Annotated in this window: 33 protein-coding genes; 16 read left to right on the top strand and 17 right to left on the bottom strand. The window is 44.0% G+C overall.

Annotation, left to right across the window (positions count from 1 at the left end):
• Position 1: 1 nt before the first annotated feature.
• Positions 2-901 (top strand): histone deacetylase, encoded by a 900-nt coding sequence (locus tag NHB34_RS07645; RefSeq protein WP_353428579.1) that lies wholly within the window; start codon positions 2-4, stop codon positions 899-901.
• Between the two features lie 17 nt (positions 902-918).
• Here NHB34_RS07645 and NHB34_RS07650 read toward each other — a convergent pair whose 3' ends face one another.
• Together NHB34_RS07650 and NHB34_RS07655 are read right to left on the bottom strand one after the other, a co-directional pair.
• Entirely contained in the window at positions 919-1,440 is a 522-nt protein-coding gene (locus tag NHB34_RS07650; protein ID WP_353427053.1) for a phasin family protein, read from the bottom strand.
• A 111-nt stretch (positions 1,441-1,551) separates the two neighbouring features.
• Positions 1,552-2,211 (bottom strand): hypothetical protein, encoded by a 660-nt coding sequence (locus NHB34_RS07655; protein WP_353427054.1) that lies wholly within the window; start codon positions 2,209-2,211, stop codon positions 1,552-1,554.
• 221 nt (positions 2,212-2,432) lie between these two features.
• Between NHB34_RS07655 and ahpC the strand changes: the two genes are divergently transcribed.
• Both ahpC and ahpF read left to right on the top strand, forming a co-directional pair.
• Positions 2,433-2,996: an alkyl hydroperoxide reductase subunit C gene (gene ahpC / locus NHB34_RS07660; RefSeq protein ID WP_353427055.1), complete on the top strand. Its 564-nt coding sequence runs from the start codon at positions 2,433-2,435 to the stop codon at positions 2,994-2,996.
• 101 nt (positions 2,997-3,097) lie between these two features.
• Positions 3,098-4,678, top strand: coding sequence for an alkyl hydroperoxide reductase subunit F (ahpF, locus tag NHB34_RS07665; RefSeq protein WP_353427056.1), 1,581 nt, complete (start codon positions 3,098-3,100; stop codon positions 4,676-4,678).
• Positions 4,679-4,747: 69 nt separating this feature from the next.
• Here the strand turns inward: ahpF and NHB34_RS07670 are convergent, their stop codons facing one another.
• From NHB34_RS07670 to NHB34_RS07680, 3 genes are read right to left on the bottom strand one after another with little or no spacing between them, the layout of a single operon-like run.
• Complete coding sequence (locus tag NHB34_RS07670; RefSeq protein ID WP_353427057.1) at positions 4,748-5,296, bottom strand: DUF3833 domain-containing protein; 549 nt, start codon at positions 5,294-5,296, stop codon at positions 4,748-4,750.
• Positions 5,293-5,859 (bottom strand): chalcone isomerase family protein, encoded by a 567-nt coding sequence (locus NHB34_RS07675; RefSeq protein ID WP_353427058.1) that lies wholly within the window; start codon positions 5,857-5,859, stop codon positions 5,293-5,295. The genes NHB34_RS07670 and NHB34_RS07675 overlap by 4 nt, the downstream gene beginning before the upstream one ends.
• Positions 5,856-6,251, bottom strand: coding sequence for a DUF393 domain-containing protein (locus tag NHB34_RS07680; RefSeq protein WP_353427059.1), 396 nt, complete (start codon positions 6,249-6,251; stop codon positions 5,856-5,858). The genes NHB34_RS07675 and NHB34_RS07680 overlap by 4 nt, the downstream gene beginning before the upstream one ends.
• Before the next feature lie 59 nt (positions 6,252-6,310).
• Between NHB34_RS07680 and NHB34_RS07685 the strand changes: the two genes are divergently transcribed.
• Positions 6,311-7,006, top strand: a complete 696-nt coding sequence (locus NHB34_RS07685; protein WP_353427060.1) for an SDR family NAD(P)-dependent oxidoreductase — start codon at positions 6,311-6,313, stop codon at positions 7,004-7,006.
• Positions 7,007-7,016: 10 nt separating this feature from the next.
• On the opposite strand, the gene NHB34_RS07690 is transcribed toward NHB34_RS07685, so the two are convergent.
• From NHB34_RS07690 to NHB34_RS07700, 3 genes are read right to left on the bottom strand one after another with little or no spacing between them, the layout of a single operon-like run.
• Positions 7,017-7,181, bottom strand: coding sequence for a DUF2256 domain-containing protein (locus NHB34_RS07690; RefSeq protein WP_353427061.1), 165 nt, complete (start codon positions 7,179-7,181; stop codon positions 7,017-7,019).
• Complete coding sequence (locus NHB34_RS07695; RefSeq protein ID WP_353427062.1) at positions 7,178-8,713, bottom strand: cryptochrome/photolyase family protein; 1,536 nt, start codon at positions 8,711-8,713, stop codon at positions 7,178-7,180. The genes NHB34_RS07690 and NHB34_RS07695 overlap by 4 nt, the downstream gene beginning before the upstream one ends.
• Positions 8,710-8,979, bottom strand: coding sequence for a TIGR03643 family protein (locus NHB34_RS07700; RefSeq protein WP_353427063.1), 270 nt, complete (start codon positions 8,977-8,979; stop codon positions 8,710-8,712). The genes NHB34_RS07695 and NHB34_RS07700 overlap by 4 nt, the downstream gene beginning before the upstream one ends.
• 60 nt (positions 8,980-9,039) lie before the next feature.
• Between NHB34_RS07700 and NHB34_RS07705 the strand changes: the two genes are divergently transcribed.
• Both NHB34_RS07705 and NHB34_RS07710 read left to right on the top strand, forming a co-directional pair.
• A complete protein-coding gene (locus NHB34_RS07705; RefSeq protein ID WP_353427064.1) occupies positions 9,040-9,384 on the top strand; it encodes an HNH endonuclease signature motif containing protein in 345 nt (114 codons plus the stop codon).
• 81 nt (positions 9,385-9,465) lie between these two features.
• A complete protein-coding gene (locus NHB34_RS07710) occupies positions 9,466-10,227 on the top strand; it encodes an SDR family oxidoreductase (protein ID WP_353427065.1) in 762 nt (253 codons plus the stop codon).
• Here NHB34_RS07710 and NHB34_RS07715 read toward each other — a convergent pair.
• From NHB34_RS07715 to NHB34_RS07725, 3 genes are read right to left on the bottom strand one after another with little or no spacing between them, the layout of a single operon-like run.
• Entirely contained in the window at positions 10,224-10,616 is a 393-nt protein-coding gene (locus tag NHB34_RS07715) for a VOC family protein (RefSeq protein ID WP_353427066.1), read from the bottom strand. The two genes, NHB34_RS07710 and NHB34_RS07715, sit on opposite strands and share 4 nt — an antisense overlap.
• A gap of 34 nt (positions 10,617-10,650) precedes the next feature.
• Positions 10,651-11,577, bottom strand: a complete 927-nt coding sequence (locus NHB34_RS07720; protein WP_353428580.1) for a hydroxymethylglutaryl-CoA lyase — start codon at positions 11,575-11,577, stop codon at positions 10,651-10,653.
• Positions 11,578-11,596: 19 nt separating this feature from the next.
• Positions 11,597-12,823: a CaiB/BaiF CoA-transferase family protein gene (locus tag NHB34_RS07725; protein ID WP_353427067.1), complete on the bottom strand. Its 1,227-nt coding sequence runs from the start codon at positions 12,821-12,823 to the stop codon at positions 11,597-11,599.
• Between the two features lie 90 nt (positions 12,824-12,913).
• On the opposite strand from NHB34_RS07725, the gene NHB34_RS07730 reads away from it, so the two are divergent.
• The 3 genes from NHB34_RS07730 to NHB34_RS07740 are packed head-to-tail and all read left to right on the top strand — an operon-like array spanning position 12,914 to position 15,349.
• Positions 12,914-13,828, top strand: a complete 915-nt coding sequence (locus NHB34_RS07730; protein ID WP_353427068.1) for a LysR family transcriptional regulator — start codon at positions 12,914-12,916, stop codon at positions 13,826-13,828.
• 47 nt (positions 13,829-13,875) lie between these two features.
• Positions 13,876-14,511, top strand: a complete 636-nt coding sequence (locus NHB34_RS07735; protein WP_353427069.1) for an NAD(P)H-dependent oxidoreductase — start codon at positions 13,876-13,878, stop codon at positions 14,509-14,511.
• Between the two features lie 25 nt (positions 14,512-14,536).
• Entirely contained in the window at positions 14,537-15,349 is an 813-nt protein-coding gene (locus tag NHB34_RS07740) for a hypothetical protein (protein WP_353427070.1), read from the top strand.
• A 95-nt stretch (positions 15,350-15,444) separates the two neighbouring features.
• Here the strand turns inward: NHB34_RS07740 and htpG are convergent, their stop codons facing one another.
• Positions 15,445-17,346 carry a molecular chaperone HtpG gene (htpG, locus tag NHB34_RS07745; protein WP_353427071.1) on the bottom strand — a complete coding sequence of 634 codons (1,902 nt, stop codon included), beginning with the start codon at positions 17,344-17,346 and terminating at the stop codon, positions 15,445-15,447.
• Between the two features lie 159 nt (positions 17,347-17,505).
• Here htpG and NHB34_RS07750 point away from each other — a divergent pair, with 159 nt between their 5' ends.
• From NHB34_RS07750 to NHB34_RS07760, 3 genes are all read left to right on the top strand, one after another.
• Complete coding sequence (locus NHB34_RS07750; RefSeq protein ID WP_353427072.1) at positions 17,506-17,970, top strand: Hsp20 family protein; 465 nt, start codon at positions 17,506-17,508, stop codon at positions 17,968-17,970.
• Positions 17,971-18,036: 66 nt separating this feature from the next.
• Positions 18,037-18,180 carry a hypothetical protein gene (locus tag NHB34_RS07755; RefSeq protein ID WP_353427073.1) on the top strand — a complete coding sequence of 48 codons (144 nt, stop codon included), beginning with the start codon at positions 18,037-18,039 and terminating at the stop codon, positions 18,178-18,180.
• Positions 18,170-18,343, top strand: a complete 174-nt coding sequence (locus NHB34_RS07760; protein ID WP_353427074.1) for a hypothetical protein — start codon at positions 18,170-18,172, stop codon at positions 18,341-18,343. Before NHB34_RS07755 ends, NHB34_RS07760 begins: the two co-directional genes overlap by 11 nt.
• Here the strand turns inward: NHB34_RS07760 and NHB34_RS07765 are convergent.
• The 3 genes from NHB34_RS07765 to NHB34_RS07775 form a co-directional block, all read right to left on the bottom strand.
• Positions 18,340-19,308, bottom strand: coding sequence for a sodium-dependent bicarbonate transport family permease (locus NHB34_RS07765; protein ID WP_353427075.1), 969 nt, complete (start codon positions 19,306-19,308; stop codon positions 18,340-18,342). The two genes, NHB34_RS07760 and NHB34_RS07765, sit on opposite strands and share 4 nt — an antisense overlap.
• Before the next feature lie 121 nt (positions 19,309-19,429).
• Positions 19,430-20,335 carry a polyphosphate kinase 2 gene (ppk2, locus tag NHB34_RS07770; protein WP_353427076.1) on the bottom strand — a complete coding sequence of 302 codons (906 nt, stop codon included), beginning with the start codon at positions 20,333-20,335 and terminating at the stop codon, positions 19,430-19,432.
• A 61-nt stretch (positions 20,336-20,396) separates the two neighbouring features.
• Positions 20,397-21,194, bottom strand: coding sequence for a lysophospholipid acyltransferase family protein (locus NHB34_RS07775; protein WP_353427077.1), 798 nt, complete (start codon positions 21,192-21,194; stop codon positions 20,397-20,399).
• A 104-nt stretch (positions 21,195-21,298) separates the two neighbouring features.
• Here NHB34_RS07775 and NHB34_RS07780 point away from each other — a divergent pair, with 104 nt between their 5' ends.
• Genes NHB34_RS07780 through NHB34_RS07795 form a run of 4 tightly spaced genes read left to right on the top strand, consistent with a single transcriptional unit; the run spans position 21,299 to position 24,521 of the window.
• Entirely contained in the window at positions 21,299-22,105 is an 807-nt protein-coding gene (locus tag NHB34_RS07780) for a UDP-2,3-diacylglucosamine diphosphatase (RefSeq protein WP_353428581.1), read from the top strand.
• Positions 22,102-23,130 (top strand): glycosyltransferase family 1 protein, encoded by a 1,029-nt coding sequence (locus NHB34_RS07785; protein WP_353427078.1) that lies wholly within the window; start codon positions 22,102-22,104, stop codon positions 23,128-23,130. The genes NHB34_RS07780 and NHB34_RS07785 overlap by 4 nt, the downstream gene beginning before the upstream one ends.
• A gap of 13 nt (positions 23,131-23,143) precedes the next feature.
• Positions 23,144-23,548, top strand: coding sequence for a diacylglycerol kinase (locus NHB34_RS07790; protein WP_353427079.1), 405 nt, complete (start codon positions 23,144-23,146; stop codon positions 23,546-23,548).
• A gap of 43 nt (positions 23,549-23,591) precedes the next feature.
• Positions 23,592-24,521 (top strand): GNAT family N-acyltransferase, encoded by a 930-nt coding sequence (locus NHB34_RS07795; RefSeq protein WP_353427080.1) that lies wholly within the window; start codon positions 23,592-23,594, stop codon positions 24,519-24,521.
• A 57-nt stretch (positions 24,522-24,578) separates the two neighbouring features.
• On the opposite strand, the gene ppx is transcribed toward NHB34_RS07795, so the two are convergent.
• Together ppx and NHB34_RS07805 are read right to left on the bottom strand one after the other, a co-directional pair.
• The gene (gene ppx / locus NHB34_RS07800; RefSeq protein WP_353427081.1) at positions 24,579-26,141 is read right to left on the bottom strand and encodes an exopolyphosphatase; all 1,563 of its coding nucleotides are present in this window, start codon (positions 26,139-26,141) and stop codon (positions 24,579-24,581) included.
• Between the two features lie 106 nt (positions 26,142-26,247).
• Positions 26,248-26,460 (bottom strand): GDCCVxC domain-containing (seleno)protein, encoded by a 213-nt coding sequence (locus NHB34_RS07805; RefSeq protein ID WP_353427082.1) that lies wholly within the window; start codon positions 26,458-26,460, stop codon positions 26,248-26,250.
• Between the last annotated feature and the right edge of the window lie 7 nt (positions 26,461-26,467).

Below are 26,467 nucleotides of genomic sequence, written 5' to 3' on the forward strand. Positions count from 1 at the left end.
CTTGAACGCTTATTACTCCGACCACTTTGTTTTACCCCTTCCCCCGGGACATCGCTTTCCGATGGAAAAATATTCACGCTTACGTGACTTGGTTGGTGAACTTCCCAATCTATTTCTCATTGAGGCTCCTGCAGCAAGTGACACCCAACTACTCTATGCCCATGATGCAAGTTATCTCTTAAGAGTGACCAGCGGAAAGTTAAGCGATGCAGAACAAAAAGAAATTGGCTTTCCGTGGAGCGAAAAGATGGTTGAGCGTTCTAGACGCTCTGCAGGCGCAACTATCGCTGCAGCCAAGAGTGCAATGCAGGAGGGAATCTCGGGAAACTTGGCTGGCGGCACACATCATGCTTATCGCAATCGCGGTAGTGGCTTCTGCGTTTTTAACGATGCAGCGGTTGCCGCACGGACCCTACAAAAAGAAGTGAGCTCAAAGTTAAAGGCAGCAATTATTGACCTCGATGTACACCAAGGCAATGGCACGGCATCAATACTGCAGCATGACCCATCGATATTTACCTTATCCATTCATGGAGAAAACAATTTTCCATTTCAGAAAGAGGTGAGTGACTTAGATTGCGGACTTGATGATGGCTGCGATGATCAAACTTACTTACGCGCCCTGCACGAATGTCTTGATCAATTAGATAATCGATTTAGACCTGACTTCATTATTTATCTGGCTGGCGCTGACCCTCACGAGGATGACCGTCTTGGCAGACTCAACATTACTAAAATAGGCATGCAATTAAGAGACGAGGCCATATTTCAGTATGGTCTTGACCGAAATACTCCAATTGCATTCTCAATGGCAGGCGGTTATGGCAAAGAGATTGAATCTACTGTAGCAATCCATCTCCAAACCATTCAAACCGCTCTGCAATTTCAACTGCGGTATTAAAACTTTTGCCGTCAGCTCTACTTCTTCTTTGAAGGGGCTTTTGCTGCCGACAAGTTACTAACACTCTCAACACTCTTTTCAAAGCTTGCAAAAGAGTCAGCCATGGCGGCACGCACTAACTCAAAGTTCTGCAGTGCATTATTGAAAGAAGTTTTAAAAATAGAAACGTAGGCTTCGCTTCCAACGGGTGCATTATTTGTTGCATCGTTTACAAAATGAATTAAATCGCTTTTTGATGCCTGAATCATCTCTTCGGCAATTTGCGACAACTCTTGATTACCGCTTTTAAGTACATTCATTAATTGCTGTTGATAATGCATCACTTCTTTTGCGGCATCCTGCAAAACTTCTGCATGCACATAATCAAATGCTGTTTTTGGATCGTGGGCTTTCATGAGATCAGAAACACGCTGTTGAATTAATTCAGCGAATTCTTGGGCGGTCTTTTGATTAATACTAGCGATCGCTTGGGCGCTTTCCATTGCAACACGACTAGCCGCTTTACTAGCATCAATTGCCTTTTGTGGACTTTTACTCATAACCCCTCCATAGAGATATTGGTAAATACCAATCTACTCCAGTTTAGGGGTCTTGCCATAGAGAAATACCAGTAGAGCCTTGCCTCACCAGACCCCACATCCTTTTGGCGATTATTTTGCTGTAGCGGTGCCTGACGTTGCCTTCTTAGGCATGCTATTAAGGGTTGCCGCGTCGTTTAATTGTTGGTCTACCAAATATAAAGCGCCACCGTAGTTTGCCTGTAAGTCATAACCAGATAGTCCAACTGTATATATGGTGATATTGGGATTAAACGAACGAATCGTTCCGCCAGAGCCAGCCGAGAAATTAGCATCTACATCAATTCCACCTTGCTGACCGTCTATTGTCGAGAGTAGAAACTGATCAATTGCAGAAGTGGTTTTGAATATGACGATTTGATATTGTTTTTGGTAGCCAGCACCCAAGCCCTCCCCGGTCTTAACATCTTGCATAAATACAGGCTCTTTACGGCGCTTGTCATATAAAACCCCTTCGCCACGCGCCACTACCAACAACACAATATTGATGTTGGTCGCATTAAAAACCGCATACCCTGCTGCCGCATCAATTTCTTTTTTAGCCGCTGGATTTTGCTTTAGCAAAGCATCTAAGCCCATTTGAGCCATCTTTAGGGTTGCTGCACGCTTTTCAAGAATCTCCTGCTGGGTTAGTGGCTTGCCATCTTTACCGGTTGATTGGCAACCGGAAAGGGCCAACAGACCGATAACAATCCAGAAAATGGGTTTTATTAGCGTTATTGAAATGCGCATGAATGGGCTCTTTTGGGATCGTATTGAAACGGGTTTGGACTAGCCGCCATTATCCACGCATTAGAGGGTGTTTAAGCAAGAAAAAGCTAGATTTTGTTATCTAATAAATCGATTATTTATATCAATATTATTCATTATACAAATATAAAGATAGTCCCTAGAATGGACCCCGTTGTCAAAGTTTTTCACAAATCATTTAGTTAAAAAGGAAAAGGAGCACCATGTCTATTATCAACACAGCGGTACAACCATTTAAAACCGAAGCATTCCACAATGGCAAATTTGTAACTGTTACTGACGAGACCCTCAAAGGTAAATGGTCAGTTCTCATTTTCATGCCAGCAGCATTTACCTTTAACTGCCCAACTGAGATTGAGGATGCAGCTGAGAACTATGCTGAGTTCCAAAAAATGGGTGCTGAAGTGTATATCGTTACAACGGATACTCACTTCTCACACAAAGTTTGGCATGAGACATCTCCAGCTGTTGGTAAAGCTAAGTTCCCACTCGTTGGCGATCCAACCCATACACTAACAAATGCTTTTGGCGTTCACATCCCTGAAGCTGGTTTGGCATTGCGTGGCACTTTCATCATTAACCCAGAAGGTGTTATCAAGACAGCTGAGATTCATTCCAATGAAATCGCACGTGACGTATCTGAGACATTGCGCAAGCTCAAAGCTGCTCAATATACAGCTGCTCACCCAGGTGAAGTATGCCCAGCTAAATGGAAAGAAGGTGCAGCAACTTTGACACCATCTTTGGATCTTGTAGGAAAGATTTAATTATCTAAACCTCAACCAATCAGACTCTCTTCGGAGAGTCTATTGGAGAGGATCAGATCCTGTCCAATAGACCCACTGAAATTTTTATAAAGGATGTCACCATGTTAGATAACAACATTAAGACCCAGTTAAAAGCGTATTTTGAAAAGATTGTTTCTCCAATCACTCTAACTGCATCGTTAGACGACAGTCCAGCTTCTGCTCAAATGCGTGAACTACTCAATGAAGTTGCCGAGCAGTCAAACAAAATCACTGTACAAACGAACGGCAATGATGAACATGTTCCCAGCTTTACCGTCAGTAAAACTGGGGAAGGGGCTCGCATTCGCTTTGCTGGCTTACCAATGGGTCATGAGATGACATCATTCATCTTGGCAATCTTGCAAGCGAGTGGATATCCACCCAAGGTTGAAGAAGATATTCTGTCGCGTATTCGTAAATTAGACGGCAAGATGCGCTTCCAAACCTTTATTTCCTTGTCTTGCCATAACTGCCCTGACGTAGTTCAAGCGCTCAATTTGATGGCGGCAATCAACCCAAATATTGAGCACGAAATGATCGATGGTGCTCTATTCCAACCCTTGGTTGATCAGTACCAGATCATGGCGGTCCCAACTGTGATCTTGAATGGCGAGGTATTCGGTCAAGGGCGCATGGGCGCAGAAGAGATCATCGCAAAACTTGACACTGGCAGTGCAGAAGAGGAAGCAGCTAAGCTCAATGCCAAAGGCGACTTTGATGTATTAGTGATTGGCGGCGGACCTGCTGGCTCTGCGGCGGCAATTTACGCTGCTCGTAAGGGTATCCGCACAGGCATCGTTGCTGAGCGCTTTGGCGGTCAAGTAATGGACACCTTAGGAATTGAAAACTTCATTTCTGTATCCCATACCGAAGGCCCTAAGCTTGTTCAAGCTTTAGAGCAGCACGTGAAGGATTATGAAGTAGACATCATGAACCTACAACGGGCTAATGCTTTACGCAAAACCAACTCTGGCATTGAAGTAGAGATGGCTAACGGTGCAGTACTCAAAAGCAAATCGGTCATCATTAGCACTGGCGCACGCTGGAGAGAAATGAATGTTCCTGGCGAACAAGAGTACCGCAATAAAGGCGTAGCCTACTGCCCTCACTGCGACGGCCCTCTATTTAAAGGCAAGCGTGTTGCCGTTATTGGTGGCGGCAATTCTGGAGTGGAAGCTGCAATTGACTTAGCGGGCATTGTGAGTCACGTTACCTTAATTGAATTCGATAGCCAACTTCGTGCTGATGCAGTTTTACAAACTAAGTTGTTTAGCCTCCCGAATGTGACTGTGATTAAGAGCGCACTCACTAAGGAAGTCTTGGGCGATGGTAGCAAAGTGAATGGCTTGCGCTATCAAGATCGCAACACCAATGCTGAGCACACGCTTGAACTCGAAGGCATCTTTGTGCAAATTGGCTTGTTGCCAAACACTGAGTGGCTTAAAGGCACGGTTGACCTATCACCTCGTGGCGAAATCACGGTTGATGCTAAAGGTGAAACTTCAGTTCCAGGCGTATTCGCAGCAGGTGATTGCACTACCGTTCCATACAAGCAAATCATCATTGCTATGGGCGAAGGAGCAAAAGCCTCTTTGGGTGCGTTTGATTACCTCATTCGTCACTCTGTTAGCGAAGAGGCACCGGTCAAGATCGCCGCGTAATCATCAGTCAACAAATAAAAAACCCCAGAGATACTTCTGGGGTTTTTTATCGTTCCCGATAAATCAAAATTAACGCTTATAAAAACTGAGTGTCACTTCACCTAACTCAATGCCAAATTTACTCATTTTGGCTTTATTGAGCATCACTTTTGAGTTCATCAGATACATCCAGTCATCAAACTGAACGTGATAAATGGTGCCATCTACAGGTAGTGCAAGCGTATATGCCCAATTAAGCGCATTGCCTGCAGCAATACCATTGGCATCACCTACAACATCATCCGCCCTACCAACATACTTACCGGGGGAAACCTCAGTAATGGTCCAAATACGTTTTTGCTTAGTGCCATCTGAATATTCAAAACTCTCATCCAGAACGCCTACTTTTTTGCCATCCACCAGTTTCCAGCTGGCCTGCATGAGCACCGTAAATCGCTTCACCACTTGACCGCTGCGATTGGTGAAGATGCCATAAGCATCAATCGTGCCATTGAAATACTCACTCAAATCTAGAGTGGGCTTCTCATTAGCATATTGGGATACTTGAGGCCCTGCGCAACCGAACAAAAACTGCCCGCAAAGAGCTAATACCAATAATTTCTTCAATAGACTTTTCATTGGTTACAAGATTCCTGTAATAAGGGTGGTGGACAGTGCTGCCCCAATAACTGTTCACGCAATTTGGGTGCGCTGGTTTTTGAATCCAACCAAATTCCAAAAAACGCTCTAGAAAAATCAGGCCCTGCTATTTGTGCAAGTGGCTTTCCATCAAAATAGAAAGTGGTTCCTTGTTTTGGGTTATAGATTGCCGTCAGACTTTGACCAGGCTCTACGTTTGGCAAAAAGCTAGCCAATTGCTTTCCCCAATTCTGCGCCTGTGAATCAGGCACGCCTAACTTGCGCATCTCTTCGGCGGAACGATTGGCAATGGCAAGTCCATTTAAGGATTTGTGATATTGCAAATCCAAAGCAAACTCAGAGGAGCTAAAGGAGCCCGAACGATAAAGGCTAGCATCGTATACATGTAGCCCCCACCAAGTCAGTTTGCCACCGCCCTGCAGCTTTGCAGGATTTAAAGCCTGATCAATAAAAGTGAGTTCACGCGCAAGACCTATAGAGGCCAATCCACATCCTACTAATAACGTAGAAACCACAACAATCTTTGTAACAAATCGCATCATTTTTTCTGTACTAAACGCAATGCAGTTGGACCAAGAGCATTTGAAATCGCATGTCGATTTTTAGCAAAAACTTGATAGGAGAACTGTAATAATGGCTGCAAGATCTGCCTAGAAAATAGCCAGGCTAGAAATGGTAGATTTGCCCTTCGATAAGCTTCAGGGAATACCGCTGCACCATGAATCAAGGAGCCATCTTCATATTGGGCATACATTGCCGCGAGAGCTTGCTCACAAGAAACACCCAATTTAGCAGCATCGTATTGCTCTGAATTCACATCTACAAATCTGAGCAGGTCTTGCTGATTGCGTCTAGATAAAAACAGAATCTCAGCCTGGCACAAAGGGCATGCGCCATCATAAAACAAGGTGAGTTTTTGTAAATTGCCTGCCATAGAGCAAGTGTAAGACTTATTCAATAAACTCACAGAACACTAGCTTACTTTTTACCCACTTGAAAATACTCTCCAAACCCTTTCGTGCATTAGTCATTGGCTCCTCGGGAACGATTGGCTCAGGATTTGTTGACCTACTGCAAAATAACCCCTCTTGCGTAGGGGTTGCGGGTATTCACCGCAATTCAATACCCCCCATTAATTATCTTGATCCCGATACTATTCAAACCAGTGCAATCGCACTCTCCCAAGATGGCCCTTATCAACTGATCATTAATACGATCGGGGTATTACACACAAGTCAATGGATGCCAGAAAAACGACTAGAAGATTTAAACCCAGATCAATTGACTGAACTCATGCAAATTAATGCGATTGGACCAGCCTTAACCATTCGTCATTTCTTGCCGCTATTGGATCCAGCGGGAAGCTTAATGGTTACACTCTCGGCCAAAGTTGGGAGTATTGAAGACAATCGCTTGGGTGGTTGGTACAGCTATCGGAGCTCTAAGGCTGCACTCAATATGCTAATTAAAACGGCTTCAATCGAACTTGCAAGAACAAAACCCAATATTGCTTTAATAGCTATGCACCCTGGTACTGTTAATTCCAGACTATCGCAACCTTTTCGCGGTCAGCAAATCGGCCGTCCTGCCCATGATGCTTGCACTGACATGCTAACTGTCATGAGCAACATTGAATCCAAAGACACAGGAAACTTTTATTCTTACTCTGGCGAGAAATTGCCCTGGTAGCTCTCGTTCATTAGGCTTTATCGGAACGCTTTCTGCAAGCGTCTGAGCAATACTTAATAGAGTCCCAATTCTTTTCCCATGACTTTCGCCAAGTCATCTCCCTTTTACAAACAACACAAAGCTTGCTTGGCAAAAAAGATTTATTACCCTTAAACGAAGTTTTTACGCCCTTCATAGGCGATCCAGATTATTGAGTATTTTCTGAGCATGCTCCACAATGGCAGCCTGATCAGCATCATGAATCTTCTTCAGATTTGCCGTCATCAAGCGTGTACGGGGATTGCCATCAAATTGCTCGCGATGCTGAATCAAAAAATTCCAATAGAGAGTTGTCACTGGGCATGCCGTCTCACCAAATCTGACATCGGGCTTATATTGGCAATCTCCACAATAATTACTCATACGCTTAATATAGGCGCCGCTTGCGATATAGGGCTTGCTGGTAAAGCGACCGCCATTTGCAAATAATGCCATTCCTGCAGTATTGGGTAACTCAACCCATTCAATCGCATCTACATAAACCGCCAAGTACCAATCACATACCGCTGATGGCAATATTTCTGCTAACAGGGCAAAGTTACCTGTAACCATTAAACGCTGAATATGGTGCGCATAACCATAGTTCAGTGTTTGACCTATGGCGTTTTGCATACAACGCATATTGGTCTTACCAGTCCAATACCAGCTTGGCAAAGATCGTTGATGATCATAGTAATTATCTGCAGCCATCTTAGGCATATCGAGGTAATACATGCCTCTGACAAATTCTCGCCAACCCAATATTTGGCGGATAAAGCCCTCGACTGTAGAAAGATCAAGAGAGTATTTTTTCCAAGCATCTACTACCGCTGCAATAACCTCTCTCGGATTGAGAAGCTTAAGGTTTAAGGAGCTGGACAAAATTGAGTGCCATCCATAGGGCGTATCCGTCCACATCGCATCTTGATAGATGCCAAAATTTCTCAAGCGATAGTCAACGAAATATTGAAGTGCCTCTAATGCCTGCTCACGTGTCACTGGCCAACGAAAGTGGTCGAGCGAACCTGGGTGCTCAGGATATTGCTTTTTCACAAATGCAATCACATCGCGCGTAATGGCATCAGGCTCAAACAAAATAGGGGTTTCAATAATTCCAGGACCAGATTTTGGATAAGGCTTTCGATTATCTTGATCAAAGTTCCACTGACCACCCTCGGGATTGCCATCTTTATCCAAAAGAATGTCGTGTGTTTTGCGCATTAATCGATAGAAAAACTCCAGACGTAATTCTTTCTTATTGGCAGCCCACTCTCTAAACTCTCGATGACTGCAATAAAAGTGATCATCTTCGCGCATATCCAAATGAAAATTTGCATCTTTGGCAAGCTTCTCTATATCCTGCTTTAAGCGCCACTCACCAGGCTCAATGCAAACCAATTGTGAAATATTCTTTTTCTCTAAAGCATCCTTTAGCGCATCTACTATCGACAAGCTTGAATCTTGAATGTAGTGAACCGAATATCCTTCGGCTTTGAGCTCTTGCGCAAAATGGCGCATCGCTGATAGAAATAAAGCTATTTTGGCTTTATGAGACCAAACAACTTGAGCCTCAGGAACTGATTCAATCATGATCACTTCATCACGCTGAAAATCGTAATCTTTCAGAGCAGCATTTTGCTTATCAAGCTGATCCCCTAGAATCAATATGAGTCTTTTGGGTTGATTCATTTGCTTTTATATTGAGTGGGGCAATAAGCACGTTGAACCAATTTACTTCGAAGTGCCACATGCTTTGTGACTCTTCCAGAGACTCGTTCACGCCATAACTCAAATGAAGTTCTTTTGAGTTCTCTACGCATCAACTGAATCACCTGAGATTCAGATAAGCCAAATGTGGCCTCAATCGCCTCAAACGGCGTTCTGTCTTCCCAAGCCATCTCAATGAGGCGAGATAAATCCTCTTGAGAAAGTATTTTGGCTAGGGCTTTAGGCATTCTGCAAGTTTAAGACTTATTTACTAAACTCGTATGAACCCAGTAATTACTTAGCAAACGATGATCGGTAAAATTCGGCAAAAATTAATCTCGCAAGCCCCTCGAGTAATAGCCAATACTCAGGAGATCATTTGCCCGATTTGCGATCGCCCTATTCCAGCATCCCAGAAAGATGCTCATCATCTTGTGCCCAAGTCCAAAGGGGGTAAAACTACCGAGTTTCTGCACCGCATCTGCCATCGGCAAGTGCATGCCCTTTTTACTGAAACAGAGTTAGCAAACCAATTTAACAATGCGGCCGCATTGCAAGAGCATCCAGAAATGCAACGCTTTATACGCTGGATCAAAACTAAACCGAATGCGTTTTACGAAAGAGTCCGAAAGAGCACACGGATTAAGGCTTAGATTTCTTAAAATGATTTAAGCTAAGCAGGCAATCATAAAATAACAATACCGCTAAATTTCACTGCAAATACTAAAAAGATCATGACTCAATCAAATCACAAAGTTGCTTTAGTTACAGGCGCTGGCGCCGGAATTGGACGAGCAGCTGCTAAAGCCTTATTGCAAGGTGGCTATCAGGTTGTACTGGCAGGACGCAACTTAGAGAAGTTACAAAAAGCCATTAGCGATATTGGCGGTAACGACATTAACTGTCTCGCTGTAGCATGTGATGTTGGCAATCCCGAGCAGGTAAAAAAACTGTTTTCTGCAACAAAACAAAAATTTGGTCGCATCGATGTTTTGTTTAATAACGCAGGACTGGGTGCACCCGCCATCCCCATGGAAGATTTAACTTATGAGCAATGGATGAGCGTGGTTAACACCAATCTTTGTGGAGCATTCTTATGTTCTCAAGAGGCTATCCGCATGATGAAGGCGCAATCACCACAAGGCGGCAGAATTATCAATAATGGCTCGATCTCCGCTCATGCGCCACGACCCATGTCAGCCCCATACACTGCCACCAAACACGCCATCAGTGGATTAACCAAAACAATCGCTTTAGATGGTCGCCCATTTAATATTGCTTGCGGACAAATCGATATTGGCAATGCAGCTACTGAAATGACCGAGCGAATGGCCGCAGGTATCGTTCAAGCCGATCAATCCATCAAGGTAGAACCTCGTATGGACGTGGATCATGTTGGTCAAGCAGTTCTACATATGGCACAACTTCCCTTAGAGTCGAACATTCTGAATATGACCATCATGGCCACCAACATGCCATTTGTTGGTAGAGGTTAAATCAGCTCACTAATCTCAATCAGATTCTGATCAGGGTCACGCACATAAACAGAGTTAATCTTTGAAGTTGCACCTGTCCGCACAACTGGACCCTCAATAATGGGCCAGCTTTCTTGTTCCAAATGATGTATTACTGCGGATAAGGGTCGATCCGCAATGAAACACAGATCTAATGAGCCAGGCGTTGGTAGATTGGCTTTGGGCTCAAATTCTTTGCCCTTGATGTGTAGATTAATTTTCTGATTTCCAAAGGTAAACGCCTTGCGCTCTACTGGTGGAGTGCCACCTATAAATGACTCTAGCTTCATACCCAGAACACGGGTATAAAAATCAATACATGCCGGCTCATTTGCAGTAGTTAGAACTAAGTGATCCAAGTGATCAATCATATAAGTCCTCTGTATATTTTTTATTTCTCACAACTCATTGAAGTTCTTGAATATATCCAGGGGCAGGATGCAAATCGCAACTGCGACCTGCTTTGGCAACTTGTCCCGGAACAGGATGCCCCACTATCTGCGGCAATTCTCTTGCAAGATCTAATAATTTAGGAATATTTACACCTGTGTCGTAGCCCATTGCATCAAGCATATGAATCGCATCTTCACTGGAAATATTGCCACTGGCACCTGGCGCATATGGACAACCACCTAACCCACCAAGCGAGCCGTCAAATCGAACAATGCCACTTTGCACTGCTGCCAATACATTGGCTAAACCCATACCTCTTGTATTGTGAAAGTGCATCGTCAATTGCAGTTGGGGAAATTTCTTTTGCAAAGAGTCTGACATTTGTATAACCTGCGCTGGGTTTGCCATACCAGTGGTATCGCATATGGTTAGTCCACGGACACCCAGATCCGCAAACCGTTGGCAAAATTGCTCTACCACCTCTTGTGGTACATCGCCTTCCATTGGACAACCAAACGCAGTTGATAATGAAACATTGATAGGTGTCCTGCCATCAACATACCGAATTACCTCGGCTAAACCAGTAAAGCTCTTTTCTCTACCCATGCGTAAATTGGCTAAGTTATGAGTCTCTGAAGTTGACATCACAAGATTGAATTCGTCCGCCTTGGACTCTAGCGCACGCTCTGCCCCGCGAAGATTGGGAACCAACACGGTGTATTCCACGCCAGGAACCCGCTGTATTTTGCCCATCACCTCTTCGGCATCTCTTAACATTGGTATAGCCTTGGGTGAGGTGAAAGACGTTACTTCAATTTTTGCGAAACCGCACTGACTCATCGCATCAATTAAGCGTACCTTATCTTCCGTTGGAATAAAGTTCGGCTCAATCTGAAATCCGTCTCTTGTTACTACGTCATTGAAATAAATTCTGGTCATCATCTTTTCTTATCGAGTCTTATTGTGTAAAGGCAACGCCACGTTCTTTTAGGGAAGCAATTTGGGCTTCACTTAAGCCAATCTCTTTCAAAACTTCATCGGTATTTTGACCAATTGTTGGTGCTAGTGTTTTGATTGATCCAGGTGTGCGTGACAACTTAGGCAATACACCCGGCACCTCTAAGTTACTGCCATCTTGCATTTGTATGACTTGAATGTTCTCTCGTGCTCGATAGTGCGGATCATTGGCGATATCCGCCACGGTATAAATACGCCCCGCAGGTACAGCAACGGAATCGAGTAATTCAAGTGCCTTATCTGTAGTCACCGCTTTTGCCCATGTGCCGATTGCCTGATCTAATTCCTGCACTCGTTTCACACGACCATCATTGTTTTCTAAAGCAGGATCGCTGCCTAAATCTTCGCGACCAATAAGCCTCATCAGGCGCTTGAAAATACTATCGCCATTACCAGCAACCAAGACATACCCCCCATCTGCACACTGATAAGCGTTCGAGGGAGCAATGCCTGGCAACGCGCTACCAGCAGCCTGCCTTACTTCGCCAAATGCGCTGTACTCGGGAAGTAGGCTTTCCATGCAGTTAAAGACGGCCTCATATAAAGCAACGTCAATCACTTGCCCCTTACCGCTTCGATGGCGCTCTTGTAGTGCCAACAAAATACCAATAACGCCATGTAGAGATGCCAAGGTATCACCAATGCTCACGCCCACACGCACTGGAACACGTCCAGGCTCTGCAGTGAGGTGTCGTAAACCACCCATTGCTTCAGCCACCACACCAAATCCAGGCTTGTCCTTATAAGGACCTGTCTGCCCATATCCACTAATTCGCAGAATGATGAGTTTTGGGTTTAGCTCAATTAATTTATCTGGATCAAGACCCCACCCCTCCAAAGTTCCTGGGCGAAAGTTCTCAATCAAAATGTCTGCCTCTTTAGCAAGAGCTCTAACAATATCTTGCGCATCAGCTTGTCGCAGATCTAATGAAAGTGATCGCTTATTTCGAGATTGCACTTGCCACCATACGGATGTGCCGTCTTTTAATAGACGCCACTTTCGCAGTGCATCACCCACCTTAGGCGGCTCAATCTTGACTACATCAGCACCAAAATCAGCCAATGTCTTAGCGGCAAATGGTCCAGCAATTAACTGCCCCATCTCAATTACTTTTAATCCGGATAGCGGCTCCATCTGAGATCCCTTTACAGCTTCATTCGTTTTCATACTAGAAAAATAACCGCAGTTATCCCCTTTGGGAATTGCTATGTGCTGAGCAAGCCTTCTCATTTTGCGAAGGCTTGCTAGAATACCCCCATGAAACCGCAAATAAACCCCTCTAGAGTCGATTTTGTCACTCTGAAGTTATTTTGCGCTATAGCCCAATCTGGCAGCATCACTAAGGGTGCTAGCGAATGCCATCTTGCCCTCTCAGCGGCGAGCCGCAGAATCTCTGAACTGGAAGAAACAGTTGGACTAACACTACTAGAGCGAACTGCCAAAGGTGTAACTCTGACGCAAGCTGGACATGCAGTCATGCAACATGCCTTAAGACTTTTTCAAGGCTTTGAGCAATTTAGCAACGAGCTTGGCGAGTATGCAAAAGGTGCTAAAGGACATGTGCGCTTGTGGGCCAATATGTCCGCCCTCACTGAGTTCTTACCAAATTCGCTGGCGAGCTTTTTAAAAATTCACCCTGATATTCAGGTGGACGTAGAAGAGCAGATTAGTGGCGACATTGTCAAAGCCCTTTTAGATGGTATTGCTGATATTGGGGTATTTGCCGAAGGTACCCCTACAGCTGGACTAGAGACCAGCATCATCGGTCAAGATGAATTAGTAGTCGTTTGCAATAAGTCACATCCCATCAAGAGTCGTAAGAGTATTTCTTTTGAAGAATGTCTTGCCTATGACTTTGTTGGACTCAATCGCGGCAGCTCTTTACTTGAGCTCACCTCAAGACAGGCTGAACGGCTAAACAAGCAAATGCGCTTACGTATTCAGGTGAGAAGTTACGATGCAATGTGTCAGATGATCGCCGTCAATCTTGGTGTTGGCATATTACCAATACAAGCATGCGCCCCCCAAATTAAAGCGATGGATCTTAAAGTCATTCACCTTGACGATGCTTGGGCAAAACGCAATTTACTACTTGCAACCAAAGAGGAAGGTCGCCAGTCTCCTGTCTGCTCTTTACTCATTGAGCACTTGCTACAAAAAGCAAAAAATTAAGCTAGTATTGATCGACTTAAAAAAACAAAATTTATAAAGGAGTAAAAATGAATCTAATTGATAAGCTGAAATGGCGGTATGCTACCAAGAAAATGGACCCTAATAAAGTGGTGCCAACAGACAAAGTAGAGCAAATCTTGGAAGCTGTGAGATTGACAGCCAGCTCCAGTGGATTGCAGCCATATGAGCTCATCGTGATTACTAACAAAGATCTTCGCGAGAAAATTAAAGCCATTGCGAATAATCAATCCCAAGTTACCGACTGCTCTCATCTAATCGTTTTTGCGGCATGGGATCATTACACAGCAGAGCGCATTAATGATGCATTTGATATGACCGAGAAAGTGCGTAACTTTAAAAATGATGCGGGCGTTGCTTACCGTCAAATGCTACTCAAGAATTACCCCGCTAGAGATCCAGAAGTCAATTTCAACCACACGGCTAAGCAAGCTTATATTGGCCTAGGAACTGCGCTCATTGCCGCAGCTGAAGCAGAAGTGGATGCCACACCAATGGAAGGCTTTGATCCGAAAGCTCTAGACGATATTCTTGAGCTAAAAGCCAAAGGTTTACGCAGCGTTGTTATGTTACCTCTAGGCTACCGTAAGGCTGATGAGGATTGGCTACTAAACCTGAAGAAAGTCAGACGCCCTGCTGAAGAATTCATTCGCTGGATTAAATAAGAAGTCGTTTGCGCAGCGCTTACCCATGAAGTCAATTGCAGTACTTATCACGCTCTTTGTAATGATTCATGCCAATGCAATCAGCGCAGAGGATGAGGATAAGTTTTCAACAAAATTTCAGAATGTTTCGCAACAATATTCTCGTAGCAGCATTCTAGAATTTTGGGGATACCATGAATATCATGGGAATCAAAATTACGCTGACACTCTCAAGCTTCGTTACTACCATCCGTTAGATGTAGGACAGTTTCAGGGAACTTTAAGACTAGATACCTCTTATGTTTCTGATTATGGGCCTAGCTATCCAGCGCAATCGTCTGGGCAGTACAGTGCAGGTAATACGATGCTTACTTTTTGGGGAAACCACCCACATCTTCTTCCCACCTGGGGTGCTAATTTAGGCGCTAGAGTCATTTTTCCATTTGGCAATAATGGCCAGTGGGCCGTTGGGCCTCAGGTTGGCGCGAGCTTTAGACCAAAAGAAGCTACCCTTCTTAATCTAGCGGACTTCTCGCCATTGGCTAGATATATGTACGGGTTCGATACCAAGAACAACTCTTTTCAAGTTAATCCTAGTCAACCGCCCCTCATCAGAAATCTACAGCTCTTTCCTACCTTAGGATTTCAAATTGATCCGAGTACACAAATACGTTTTTGGGATGAAAACGGGGTCATTTATAACTCTGCCGGTGGTGGCTGGTTTGTTCCGCTAGATGCCATGGTGACTCATAGAATAAATAAAGGCTTTCTATTTGCGATTGGAGCTAGTAAACAAGTAGTCCAAACTTATAACCAATACGATTGGTCTGTATACGGAAAGCTTTCCTTTAACTTCTAAGCTCTCGCCATGATTTAGTCAGTAGATATTTAGTAGTTCGATATCAATAAAAATGCCAACCCTGAGGTTGGCATTTTGTCTTTAAGACATATTAATTACTTCAAGAGCAATTGATTCATTCGCTTTACAAAACTAGCAGGATCATTCAATTGACCACCCTCAGCCAAAAGCGCTTGATCAAACAACAAGTTCGTCCAATCATCAAACTGCTTATCATCATCCTTTAGCTTTAAGAGCAATGGGTGCTCTGGATTGATCTCCAGAATAGGTTTCATATCAGGCGCTTGCTGTCCTGCCGCTTTGAGCATGCGCAGGAGATTGCCAGAAAGCTCATTCTCATCAGCAATGAGACAGGCAGGCGAATCTGTTAGACGGAATGTCACCCGAACATCTTTAGCCTTATCTTCAAGCACTTTTTTCATGCGCTCAATCAAGTCCTTGAATTGCTTCTCGGTCTTTTCGTGCTCTTTTTTCTCTTTTTCATCGCTTAGGCTGCCTAAATCTAAACCGCCCTTAGCGACAGATGCCAACTGCTTACCATCAAACTCAGTGATAAATGAAAGCATCCACTCATCCACTCGATCAGAGAGTAAAAGCACCTCAACACCTTTCTTGCGGAAGATTTCAAGATGGGGGCTATTCTTGGCAGCATTGAAAGTCTCACCAGTAACGTAATAAATCTTGTCTTGGCCCTCTTTCATGCGAGCCACATATTCGGCAAGCGAGACTGTCTGCTCGGACGAATCAGTATGTGTACTTGCAAAGCGCAACAACTTTAAGATGCGCTCTTGGTTTGCCTGATCTTCGCCAACACCTTCTTTTAATACTTGACCAAACTGCGTCCAGAAAGTGCGATATTTTTCCTTTTTCGCCTCGTCATCACTATTAGCCAGCTCCTCGAGCATACTCAGCACCCGCTTAGTAGAGCTTTCACGAATAACTTTAATATCGCGTGACTCTTGCAAAATTTCACGCGACACGTTTAATGGCAAATCGGCAGAATCAATTACACCCGTGACAAAACGCAGGTACATCGGCATAAGCTTTTCTGCATCATCCATAATGAAGATGCGCTTGACATAGAGCTTAATGCCGCCACGCTTATTACGATCCCACAAATCAAATGGTGCTCGAGATGGCACAAATAGTAATTGTGTGAATTCATTTCTACCCTCTACTCGATTTAACGAATAGCACAGCGGATTCTCATAATCATGAGAAAGGTGCTTATAAAACTCGTTGTACTGCTCTTCAGTAATTTCAGACTTATTGCGTGCCCATAATGCCGAAGATTGGTTAATACTCTCAAGCTCATCCTTAATGACTTGCTCTTTCTTTTCTTCATCCCACTCTTCTTTGCGCATTTGAATCGGCAAAGAAATATGATCAGAGTATTTGCGAATGATTGATTTGAGCTTGTAACTGCTCAAGAAATCATCTTCGCCTTCGCGTAAGTGCAAGGTGATCGTTGTCCCGCGCTGAGGGCGATCAATGTTTTCAATCGTAAACTCGCCTGAGCCATCGGACTCCCAACGAACGCCATCGGATGCAGGTAAGCCCGCGCGACGGGTTTCCACAGTGATGCGATCCGCAACAATAAAGCCAGAGTAAAAGCCCACCCCAAACTGACCAATTAAAGCAGCGTCTTTTTGCTGATCGCCAGAGAGTTTTGCAAAGAATTCTTTTGTACCAGAACGCGCGATGGTGCCCAGATTGCTAATGACCTCTTCACGACTCATGCCGATACCATTATCTGAAATCGATACAGTTCTAGCAGCTTTATCAAACTCAACCTTAATTTTTAGCTCGGGGTCATCACCATACCAATCTGGATGCGCAATACCCTCAAAGCGCAGCTTATCCGCCGCATCAGAAGCATTTGAAATCAGCTCACGCAGGAAGATCTCTTTGTTGGAATACAAAGAGTGAATCATCAATTGCAGAAGTTGCTTTACTTCCGCCTGGAAACCCATCGTCTCTTTAGTTGCAACCGTCATTTCAGCATCCTATAAAAAACCAGTAATTCACCTTATATAGGGGCATTTTTGGGGATTTCAAGCCCCTTGAAATTCAAAAATTCAGCCCATAAATACGTTATATCTTGGCGCCTTCGGGGCTCAGATATTAGTGAACTTGCTTAAATTAAGGAGAAAACCATGTCTTATCCATTTGGTAGAAATGTATTACTCAGCTCAGTTGGCTTTGATCGCTTAATCAACGCTATTGAAGAATTAAATTCAGGAGAATCTCTGAATAAAGCCCAGAGCTATCCCCCATACAACATCGTTAAAAAGAATGAGCGTGATTACGCCATTGAGATTGCGGTTGCCGGCTTCAAAAGTGACGAGATCGATATCACTGCCGAGGGCAACAAACTCACCGTAACTGGCAAAGTCAAGGTTGAACAGGAAGGCGAGTACCTGCATAAAGGCATCGCCAATCGCGACTTTAGTCATGACTTTACCTTGGCAGAAACTGTGAATGTTCGCTCTGCCGATATTGAAAATGGCTTACTCATCATTAAGTTAGAAAACGTCATTCCAGAAGAGAAATTACCTCGCAAAATTTTGATTGGTGGCAACTCTAAGCTGGTCATTGAAGAAGTTAAGGAAGCTGCTTAATCTGAGGTTATTGGACGACCCAACGATTGTTGGGTCGAAACTTTTATAAATTATTGGAGAAAATAGATGAATACAAGCAACCCCATCAAATTACGTTACTCGCTTTCAGACTGCATTCAATCGCTACAAAAAGCGAATGTTGGTAAATTTCCTAAGCATAGCATCGTCGATTGCATGAATTCGATTAAGCAAATGAGAAATGGAAAATAACCAATCTGCCTTCATTGGTCTTTTTATCGTCACCGTACTACTCACCATCCTAATATCAAATTGGGATGGTGTTGATTTAGTCACCAATCAAATCACATGGGTTTTTAACGAATTACCCGAAGTCAAATCTATCGAACTATTGGACTTACTAAAAAAGACTTAAGCTGATGACGCAAAGACCAACTTAGCCACATAGATATATAGTGGTATCCCCAAAATGATATTGAATGGAAAGGTGATACCTAGCGACATGCCCATATAAAGTGCGGGATTGACTTCAGGCAGGGCATGCCGCAAAACGGCTGGCACCGCAATATATGAGGCACTTGCTGCAAGCACCATCAGTAGGACCGTGTTGCCCAGTGGCAGAGCCAATAGTTTACATAAACCCAACGCTATTAATGCATGCAGCAAAGGGGCAAGAATTGCGTAGATCAAAGTGATGGGTGGCTTACCTTTTAACCCCTCAAAATTCTTAGCAGCCATTAGGCCCATGTCTAGCAAAAAGAATGCAAGCATTCCCTTGAATAAATCAATCGAAAATGGCGCCATTAGCTTTTGTCCTGCGTCACCACTAATTAAGCCGACGACCATCGATCCCAGCAGCAAAAGTTGCGCTCCATCCGTAAATGACTCATGAAGAATCTTGGATAAGCCAGGGTATTGCGTACTTTTTATAGTTTCAGTGCGTGCTTTATTGGCCAATAAGATCGCCAAAATAATTGCTGGGGACTCCATGAGTGCCATGGCTGCAGCCATATGTCCGCCATACTCAATACGGTATTGACTCAATACTTGCGTAGCAGTGATAAACGTTACCGCACTCACTGAGCCGTAGGTAGCGGCAATCGCCGCAGCATCAAATGTGTTGAGCCTCGTTCTAAGAATCACGTACCCCATCAAGGGAACAAGAATCGCTAAAAACACAGCAAGCCCAAGAGCCAAACCGATTTCGGTAGTAAAGCCCGATTTATGGAGAGCAAAGCCTCCTTTTAAACCTAAAGCCATTAATAAATAAAGAGACAAAAACCGCGCAATTGGTTGCGGTATCTCTAAATTAGATTTCACTAACCCAGCAAATACGCCAAATATAAAAAATAGAATTGCAGGATCAAGGAAATTAGTCATTTGCCTATATTAGAGAATAATTGGCGAATTTGCATTAGCCATGCAAAGAGTGAGTCTAATAATCAAAAAGTGCTCAACAAAAAAATCCCCAAGATCGGGGATTTCTAAGTGACGTTAAAGATCAGAAAACCTCAGGCACATACATCTCTGGAGGCACTGGCCCCCTGAGATAATCAGGATTATGAACGCGCGCAGGGAGCGTGATTTCTGGATGCGGAATTTCTTGATAAGGAATTTGCGATAGCAGATGACTGATGCAATTCAAGCGCGCCTTCTTCTTATCATTTGCTGCCACCACCCACCATGGCGCCTCTGGTATATGAGTGCGCTCTAGCATTGTCTCTTTTGCCTTGGTATATGCCTCCCAAAGTCGACGGGCTTCTAGATCCATCGGGCTAAGCTTCCACTGCTTCAGCGGATCATGAATGCGCATCATGAATCGGTTGTACTGCTCATCATCTGAGATTGAAAACCAATATTTAATTAATATGATGCCCGAACGAATCATCATTCGTTCAAGATCAGGAACCGTACGCAGAAACTCTTCATATTCATCATCAGTGCAAAAGCCCATCACTTTTTCGACACCAGCGCGGTTGTACCAACTTCGGTCAAATAGAGCAATCTCACCACCGGCGGGTAGCTGAGAAATGTATCTCTGAAAATACCACTGCGTTCTCTCACGCTCGTTAGGCGCAGGTAATGCGACAACTTTACATACTCGTGGATTTAATCTCTGAGTAATCCGCTTAATTGCCCCACCCTTACCAGCAGAGTCTCGACCTTCAAAAAGAACGGCTACCTTTACTTTATTTTCAACCACCCAATCTTGAAGTTTTACAAGCTCTCCCTGCAATCTGAAGAGCTCTTTAAAGTAAATATTACGTGGAACTTGGGATTTGGAGTCTCCATCAGGCGATAAGCGGTCATCATCGAGCTCCATTTCGAGCTCTTCATCCATGCTATCAAGTATCTCTACTTGAGCGCGCTGGTACCACTCTGCCATTTCTTTGTGTCTGGATGTCATACGGAGTCCAAATTAGAGGACTTAGTTTCGTCATAAGTTATGACGCTTTTATGACAAAAGACTAACTTTTATCGACTAGGTATCGACTTATTTGCTCATGACTATGTAATGCCAACCATTTACGATCCGATGGCATTTCAGGAGCAGAACCAGGAGGCGGAAAGAAAGTGAGTTCAACAATCAAATTCCGGTTTTTCAGAATTTGAGCCATTGACTCTAATAGGCCCATATCCCCGATAAAGGCAGGAACATTTGATCTTTTGCCCGTGGTCTTGGATAAATAACGGATTGCCAGGCTATAAACAGGCACATTAGCAACTACAGCCGATTCAAATAAATTAGGCTTAAAGGGGCGTACAGATTCCCCATCGGTTGAGGTGCCCTCAGGAAAAATACACACAGATTCACCCTTCATGGTGTTAGCTAACTCCCCAACAACAAGATGAGCATGCCTACTACTATCCCGCTTTATGAAAACGGTTCCTAGTTGCTTGGCCATCCATCCAAATACTGGCCACCCCTCTACTTCAGACTTTGCAACAAAACGAATCGGCGCCAAAGCATTAATGGCATGGATATCCATCCAAGAAATATGATTCGAGCAAAGCAAAAATGAGGTACCGGGCAAGATCTGAGGATTTGTAGCCAACAACTCGATGCCAAAGATATTGAGTAAGCGTTTTGACCATTTTTGAATATGGAGTTGCTTAGCCCGGGAATTTGCCCAAGGAAAAATAACAAAGAGAGTGAATACGCCTGACAAAACATGAGCCCAAATAGCCACCCATAAACAAAACCGCTTAGCAAAGGGTGTGTTCTGTTGTATTGCTTGCTCTATTACTGCTTGTTTTGAAGTCATATGGGAAGAATATATCCCAAATCGAGAAAAAGACTATGCGTCATTAAACTGACTTGAAAGTGTCATGAAGCTTACATACTCGATAGGCTTAATACGAATTCATGATGCATTACAGAGCCATCTGGATTTCAGACGTACATCTAGGCACATCAGGATGTCAGGCTAACTACCTCCTAGACTTTCTAAAACACAATGAGGCCAATAAGTTTTACTTAGTTGGCGACATTATTGACGGTTGGCGCCTTAAAAAATCTTTCTACTGGCCGCAAGCTCACAATGATGTGGTGCAAAAGCTTTTACGTAAAGCGCGCAAAGGAACTGAAGTTATTTATGTTCCTGGTAATCACGATGAAAGCGCTAGACAATTTTTTGGCCTGTCTTTTGGGGATGTCAAGGTAGTCGAAGAAGTTATCCACACGACCTTGGATGGAAAAAAGTTATGGGTTACCCATGGCGATCTGTTTGATGGGGTAATGCAGTACGCAAAATGGTTAGCTTATGTAGGAGATACGCTTTACTCCTTCATCCTTTACGTAAATCGCTATTTCAATATGCTGCGGGTAAAAATGGGCCTGCAATATTGGTCACTCTCTCAGTATCTGAAGCATCAAGTGAAAAATGCTGTTAGTTACATCGCAGACTTTGAACACATCATGGCCAGAGAAGCCCGTTTGCGTGGTTGCGACGGGGTGGTTTGCGGACATATTCATAAAGCCGAAATTCGAGAAATCGATGGGCTGCTCTATTGCAACGATGGCGATTGGGTCGAGAGCCTAACCGCTTTAGTTGAAACCCACACAGGTGAACTAAAAATTATTCATTGGCCCCATATCAAAGGTGAGCCAGTTGAAGCTACTGAAATTTCCTTCCAACCAGCAGTTGAGTCATTACTAAAAGAGGCTGTGTCATGAAAATTATGATCATCACGGATGCATGGGATCCACAAGTTAATGGCGTAGTGCGCACCCTTAAACAAACTAGCGCCGAACTAACCGCTATGGGTCATGAAGTACAAATGATTACACCAACGGGGTTTAAATCCATTCCGTGTCCAACTTATCCCGATATCGCACTCTCATTGTTTCCGGGCAAAGAAGTGGCGCGCCGCATTAAAGAATTTGCGCCAGATGCAATGCATATTGCTACAGAAGGGCCATTAGGCCTATCTGCGCGCTCATATGCCGTTAAAAATAACTTGCCATTCTCAACCGCCTATCACACACGCTTTCCAGAGTATGTAAAAGCTCGCACCGGAATACCACTTGCAATCACTTATGCATTTATTCGCTGGTTTCATGGTCCATCCATGGCAGTAATGGCGCCGACTATTGTTGTAAAGAACGATCTTGAAAAATATGGCTTAAGCAATGTTGTATTGTGGTCTCGCGGCGTTGATTTAGATATTTTCAAGATGCAAGAATCAAAAGCGCTAAATACCGCTCATCCAATCTTTCTATATGTTGGCAGAGTAGCGATTGAAAAAAATATTAATGCTTTTTTAGAAATTGATTTACCAGGCTCAAAGTGGGTGGTAGGAGACGGTCCAGCTATGGCTGGCATAAAAGAAAAATACCCAGATATCAACTATCTAGGCGTATTACAGCAGCACGAACTAGCAAAAGTCTATGCAGCGGCAGATGTATTCGTTTTTCCCAGCAAGACAGATACTTTTGGCCTTGTTCTTCTTGAAGCTATGGCATGTGGCACCCCTGTGGCAGCCTATCCAGTAACTGGCCCTATTGATGTTCTTGGCAATTCCAAGGCAGGTGCAATGCATGAAGACTTGCGTGAGGCATGTATAGAGGCGTTAAAGATTCCACGAGAGATGGCGCGGGCTCACGCAGAAAAATTCTCATGGCGAGCAGCCACAGAGGAATTTGCAAGGCACCTTAAGCCGGTACCAACTCCAGAAGTTCATGTAACTGCTATCGCCTAAGAAGGAACTCTTTTTGACCGCGCCCTATCACATTAATCAAAATCCCCATAAAGGTAATCGTGGGCTAACTAGAGCATGGCATGCCGCCAAAAATTCTTGGCATGGATTGGTATATGCATTTCAAGAAGAAAGTGCCTTTAGACAAGAACTTACTTTACTTATTGTTCTTACTCCGATTGCCCTTCTGTTATCTGTGAGTTATTTAGAAAAAGCATTGCTGATTGGCTCACTGTTAATGGTATTAGCGATTGAATTATTAAATTCCAGCGTAGAAGCGGCGATTGATCGCATCTCCTTTGAGCATCATGACTTATCAAAACGCGCTAAGGATTTTGGTTCAGCAGCAGTGATGTTGGCGCTCATTATTGCAATCATGATGTGGGCCTCTATTTGCATACCAGTTGTCTTAAAACCGTAATAAATGATCTCTACGATCTTACAAATCACTTAATAGGCTAATCATGTCCGACATCCCAAATCCAATAGGTGCATTTGAAATATTTTCTCCAAAAAAGAAGAAAGTCATTTCAGCCAAACCCAAACTCAATCCATTTAAGAAACTATCGAAGAAGTTAGCAAAAAAACTCTTCGGAAAAAAGTTTGCCACTAAGGCGCGTGCTGAATTAACTGCAACTCCAGAAGCCATTCCGGTTACTCAACCTACAAAAGCAAAAAAACCTACATTTCAAATCGAGTGGGCCAGCAGTGCAGGAGAAGTCAAAGAGGCCCAACGCTTGCGTTATAAAGTTTTTGCTGAAGAAATGGGTGCTAATCTTCCTAAAAACGCAGAAGGTTTAGATATCGACGAGTTTGATAGCTATTGCGATCATTTACTGATTCGCGATCAAGACTCATTGAAAGTAGTGGGCACTTACCGAGTACTCCCTCCAAATAAGGCGCAACAAATCGGGCGTCTGTACTCCGATTCTGAGTTTGACTTATCGCGCCTTGATCATCTCCGCCCTAAACTAGTTGAACTTGGCAGATCATGTGTGCATCAAGACTATCGTTCTGGCGCAGTCATTATGGCTTTATGGAGCGGCCTAGCTCAATATATGCTCAAGAATGGCTATGAAATCATGCTCGGATGCGCCAGCATTCCGATGGCAGATGGTGGCCACTTTGCAGCCAGCCTCTACAACTCATTGGGCAGCAACCAATTAGCGCCAACCGAATTCCACGCATTCCCTCGCTTACCTCTGCCACTAGAAAAATTAAATGGTGGTCTAGATGTAGAGGCTCCTCCACTCATTAAAGGGTATCTAAAGCTAGGCGCTAAGATTTGCAGCGCGCCAGCCTGGGATCCTGATTTCAATACCGCTGACTTGCTGACAATGTTACGTCTTTCGGACATCAATCCGCGCTATGCAAAGCACTTCTTGGGCATGTAACCTCTTGGTGATCCAATAAAAAATGCCGCTTCTTGAGCGGCATTTTTACATTCGGAACTACTTCAGACTGACCTCATAAGGGCGACCAATTCGCTCCCATTCAGCAGCCTCTTTCATCAAACTAAATTCCGTTAAGGGGTGTTCAGTAACCCAATCCTTGGAAAGACTCACTAAATACGAACCTTCGTGCTCAGACACTTTAATTTTTGGCAAATTAGCGTCATTACGTCCCCGACAAAGAACATGAGCCAAGCGCAAACAAAAGAGCATTCTCCAATCATTGAACCCATGATTATTGGCTAATTTCCCGAGCTTTCCTGTATGGCCAATTAATAGGGCAGCCAGCCTGGCTTGATCATTCTTTGAAAAGCCGGGCATATCCGCATTGCCAGCGATATAGGCAGAATGTTTATGGTATCCGTTATGCGAAATCGAAAGACCAATCTCGTGTAAGTTGGCAGCCCATTGCAGCAATGCAACATTATCTGCCCTGCTTTCAACCTCTGGCTTTGGTAACTGCTTCAAAAATTCAGCTGCTAATTTTCCAACTCGGTCAGCTTGGTCGCGATCAACTGCATAACGTTGCATAAATTGCTCAACAGTAACGTAGCGCATATCATGATGCTGAGAGCGGCCCAGTAAATCATATAAAACACCGCTACGTAAGGCGGCATCTGTTACTTCCATCTCTTCAATACCAAGCTCATCAAAGACTGCCAGCATGATCGCTAAACCACCAGGCCAAACCGCCCTTCTGTCGTCCTTCAGGCCATTAAGTTCTACCTGACTTACATGGTCATACTTGAGTAAGTGTTTTTTCAGGGCCTTTAAACCCTCTCGTGTAATCAAGCCGCTACCCGCATTAACCCGACCCATGGTTAAGGTATCACCATGGCCATTTAAATCATTAGCCGCAATCAGCTCCGCAAGGGCTCTAGCCGTTCCTGAAGAACCAATAGCTTGTTTCCAACCAGTACTCAGATAAGCACCAGCAATCACCTGAATTTCTCGTCTTGCAGCTAATTCAGCTTCTTTGAATTCGTGCGCATCGATGCTACCCTTTGGAAAGAATCGCATGCTATGAGAGACGCAACCAATATATAAGCTCTCTAACAATTTAGGCTCATATCCCTTACCTATGATGAACTCCGTTGAGCCACCACCAATATCAACCACCAGGCGATTTCCCTGCACCGCTTGAACCTCATGCGCTGCGCCAATATAAATCAAACGCGCTTCTTCAACCCCAGCAATTACTTCGATAGGAAATCCCAACGCTTCCTGAGCATCCTCAACAAATTGCTGGGCATTCTTTGCAACACGTAATGTATTGGTGGCTACGGCGCGAACATTTGCAGGATTAAAGCCTCTAATACGTTCACCAAATCGACGAATCGCCGCTAAACCTCTTTGATAGGCATCATTACCAAGTAACTTATTGTCAGTGAGGCCAGCAGCTAAACGAACTGACTCGCGCAATGTATCAATGGGGCGCAATTGGGTACCAGAAGAAGTATTCACCGCTTGCGCGACAAGCATGCGAAAGCTATTGGAACCCAAATCTACTGCGGCAACTAAATCCTCAGAATTAGATACTTGATCAACGGGATTGCTGGCCAAAATTTTCCCCAAAAAGTCATGCAGTAGTAAATATGACTATTTTATGTAAAAACCATGACACATTGATGAAATCTACTGCCGTACTCAGCCGCCAGGCGATGCCTCTCTAGGCAGCCAGATTTTGCTCTGGACTTAAGCAATCACGATCGCCAAAGCTACACAAAACACAGCAGTCACCAGATTTGGGCTTCAATATAGCGCTACAAGATTTACAGCGATAGAAATGAACGCCAATACCGCTCTCTAGGCAAATAGTTTCTGAGGCATGGCATTGCGGGCAAGTAATAGTTGATTCTAGGTAATTTTGAATGGTATTCACCAGACCA

The sequence above is a fragment of the Polynucleobacter sp. MWH-UH19D genome, assembly GCF_040409795.1.
In the GTDB taxonomy this organism is placed as follows: Bacteria; Pseudomonadota; Gammaproteobacteria; order Burkholderiales; family Burkholderiaceae; genus Polynucleobacter.

Bases quoted from the DNA above. Each gene is read 5' to 3' on its own strand.
- NHB34_RS07785 (WP_353427078.1), top strand. From the start codon at position 22,102: ATGAAAATTATGATCATCACGGATGCATGGGATCCACAAGTTAATGGC.
- NHB34_RS07725 (WP_353427067.1), bottom strand. From the start codon at position 12,823: ATGAAAACGAATGAAGCTGTAAAGGGATCTCAGATGGAGCCGCTATCC.
- NHB34_RS07670 (WP_353427057.1), bottom strand. From the start codon at position 5,296: ATGAAAAGTCTATTGAAGAAATTATTGGTATTAGCTCTTTGCGGGCAG.
- NHB34_RS07740 (WP_353427070.1), top strand. From the start codon at position 14,537: ATGAAGTCAATTGCAGTACTTATCACGCTCTTTGTAATGATTCATGCC.
- NHB34_RS07755 (WP_353427073.1), top strand. From the start codon at position 18,037: ATGAATACAAGCAACCCCATCAAATTACGTTACTCGCTTTCAGACTGC.
- NHB34_RS07765 (WP_353427075.1), bottom strand. From the start codon at position 19,308: ATGACTAATTTCCTTGATCCTGCAATTCTATTTTTTATATTTGGCGTA.
- htpG (WP_353427071.1), bottom strand. From the start codon at position 17,346: ATGACGGTTGCAACTAAAGAGACGATGGGTTTCCAGGCGGAAGTAAAG.
- NHB34_RS07690 (WP_353427061.1), bottom strand. From the start codon at position 7,181: ATGAAGGGCGTAAAAACTTCGTTTAAGGGTAATAAATCTTTTTTGCCA.
- ahpF (WP_353427056.1), top strand. From the start codon at position 3,098: ATGTTAGATAACAACATTAAGACCCAGTTAAAAGCGTATTTTGAAAAG.
- NHB34_RS07775 (WP_353427077.1), bottom strand. From the start codon at position 21,194: ATGACTTCAAAACAAGCAGTAATAGAGCAAGCAATACAACAGAACACA.
- NHB34_RS07650 (WP_353427053.1), bottom strand. From the start codon at position 1,440: ATGAGTAAAAGTCCACAAAAGGCAATTGATGCTAGTAAAGCGGCTAGT.
- NHB34_RS07720 (WP_353428580.1), bottom strand. From the start codon at position 11,577: ATGACCAGAATTTATTTCAATGACGTAGTAACAAGAGACGGATTTCAG.
- NHB34_RS07735 (WP_353427069.1), top strand. From the start codon at position 13,876: ATGAATCTAATTGATAAGCTGAAATGGCGGTATGCTACCAAGAAAATG.
- NHB34_RS07795 (WP_353427080.1), top strand. From the start codon at position 23,592: ATGTCCGACATCCCAAATCCAATAGGTGCATTTGAAATATTTTCTCCA.
- NHB34_RS07760 (WP_353427074.1), top strand. From the start codon at position 18,170: ATGGAAAATAACCAATCTGCCTTCATTGGTCTTTTTATCGTCACCGTA.
- NHB34_RS07710 (WP_353427065.1), top strand. From the start codon at position 9,466: ATGACTCAATCAAATCACAAAGTTGCTTTAGTTACAGGCGCTGGCGCC.
- NHB34_RS07750 (WP_353427072.1), top strand. From the start codon at position 17,506: ATGTCTTATCCATTTGGTAGAAATGTATTACTCAGCTCAGTTGGCTTT.
- NHB34_RS07695 (WP_353427062.1), bottom strand. From the start codon at position 8,713: ATGAATCAACCCAAAAGACTCATATTGATTCTAGGGGATCAGCTTGAT.
- NHB34_RS07700 (WP_353427063.1), bottom strand. From the start codon at position 8,979: ATGCCTAAAGCCCTAGCCAAAATACTTTCTCAAGAGGATTTATCTCGC.
- ppk2 (WP_353427076.1), bottom strand. From the start codon at position 20,335: ATGACATCCAGACACAAAGAAATGGCAGAGTGGTACCAGCGCGCTCAA.
- NHB34_RS07780 (WP_353428581.1), top strand. From the start codon at position 21,299: ATGCATTACAGAGCCATCTGGATTTCAGACGTACATCTAGGCACATCA.
- NHB34_RS07730 (WP_353427068.1), top strand. From the start codon at position 12,914: ATGAAACCGCAAATAAACCCCTCTAGAGTCGATTTTGTCACTCTGAAG.
- ahpC (WP_353427055.1), top strand. From the start codon at position 2,433: ATGTCTATTATCAACACAGCGGTACAACCATTTAAAACCGAAGCATTC.
- NHB34_RS07715 (WP_353427066.1), bottom strand. From the start codon at position 10,616: ATGATTGATCACTTGGATCACTTAGTTCTAACTACTGCAAATGAGCCG.
- NHB34_RS07655 (WP_353427054.1), bottom strand. From the start codon at position 2,211: ATGCGCATTTCAATAACGCTAATAAAACCCATTTTCTGGATTGTTATC.
- NHB34_RS07680 (WP_353427059.1), bottom strand. From the start codon at position 6,251: ATGGCAGGCAATTTACAAAAACTCACCTTGTTTTATGATGGCGCATGC.
- NHB34_RS07705 (WP_353427064.1), top strand. From the start codon at position 9,040: ATGATCGGTAAAATTCGGCAAAAATTAATCTCGCAAGCCCCTCGAGTA.
- NHB34_RS07675 (WP_353427058.1), bottom strand. From the start codon at position 5,859: ATGATGCGATTTGTTACAAAGATTGTTGTGGTTTCTACGTTATTAGTA.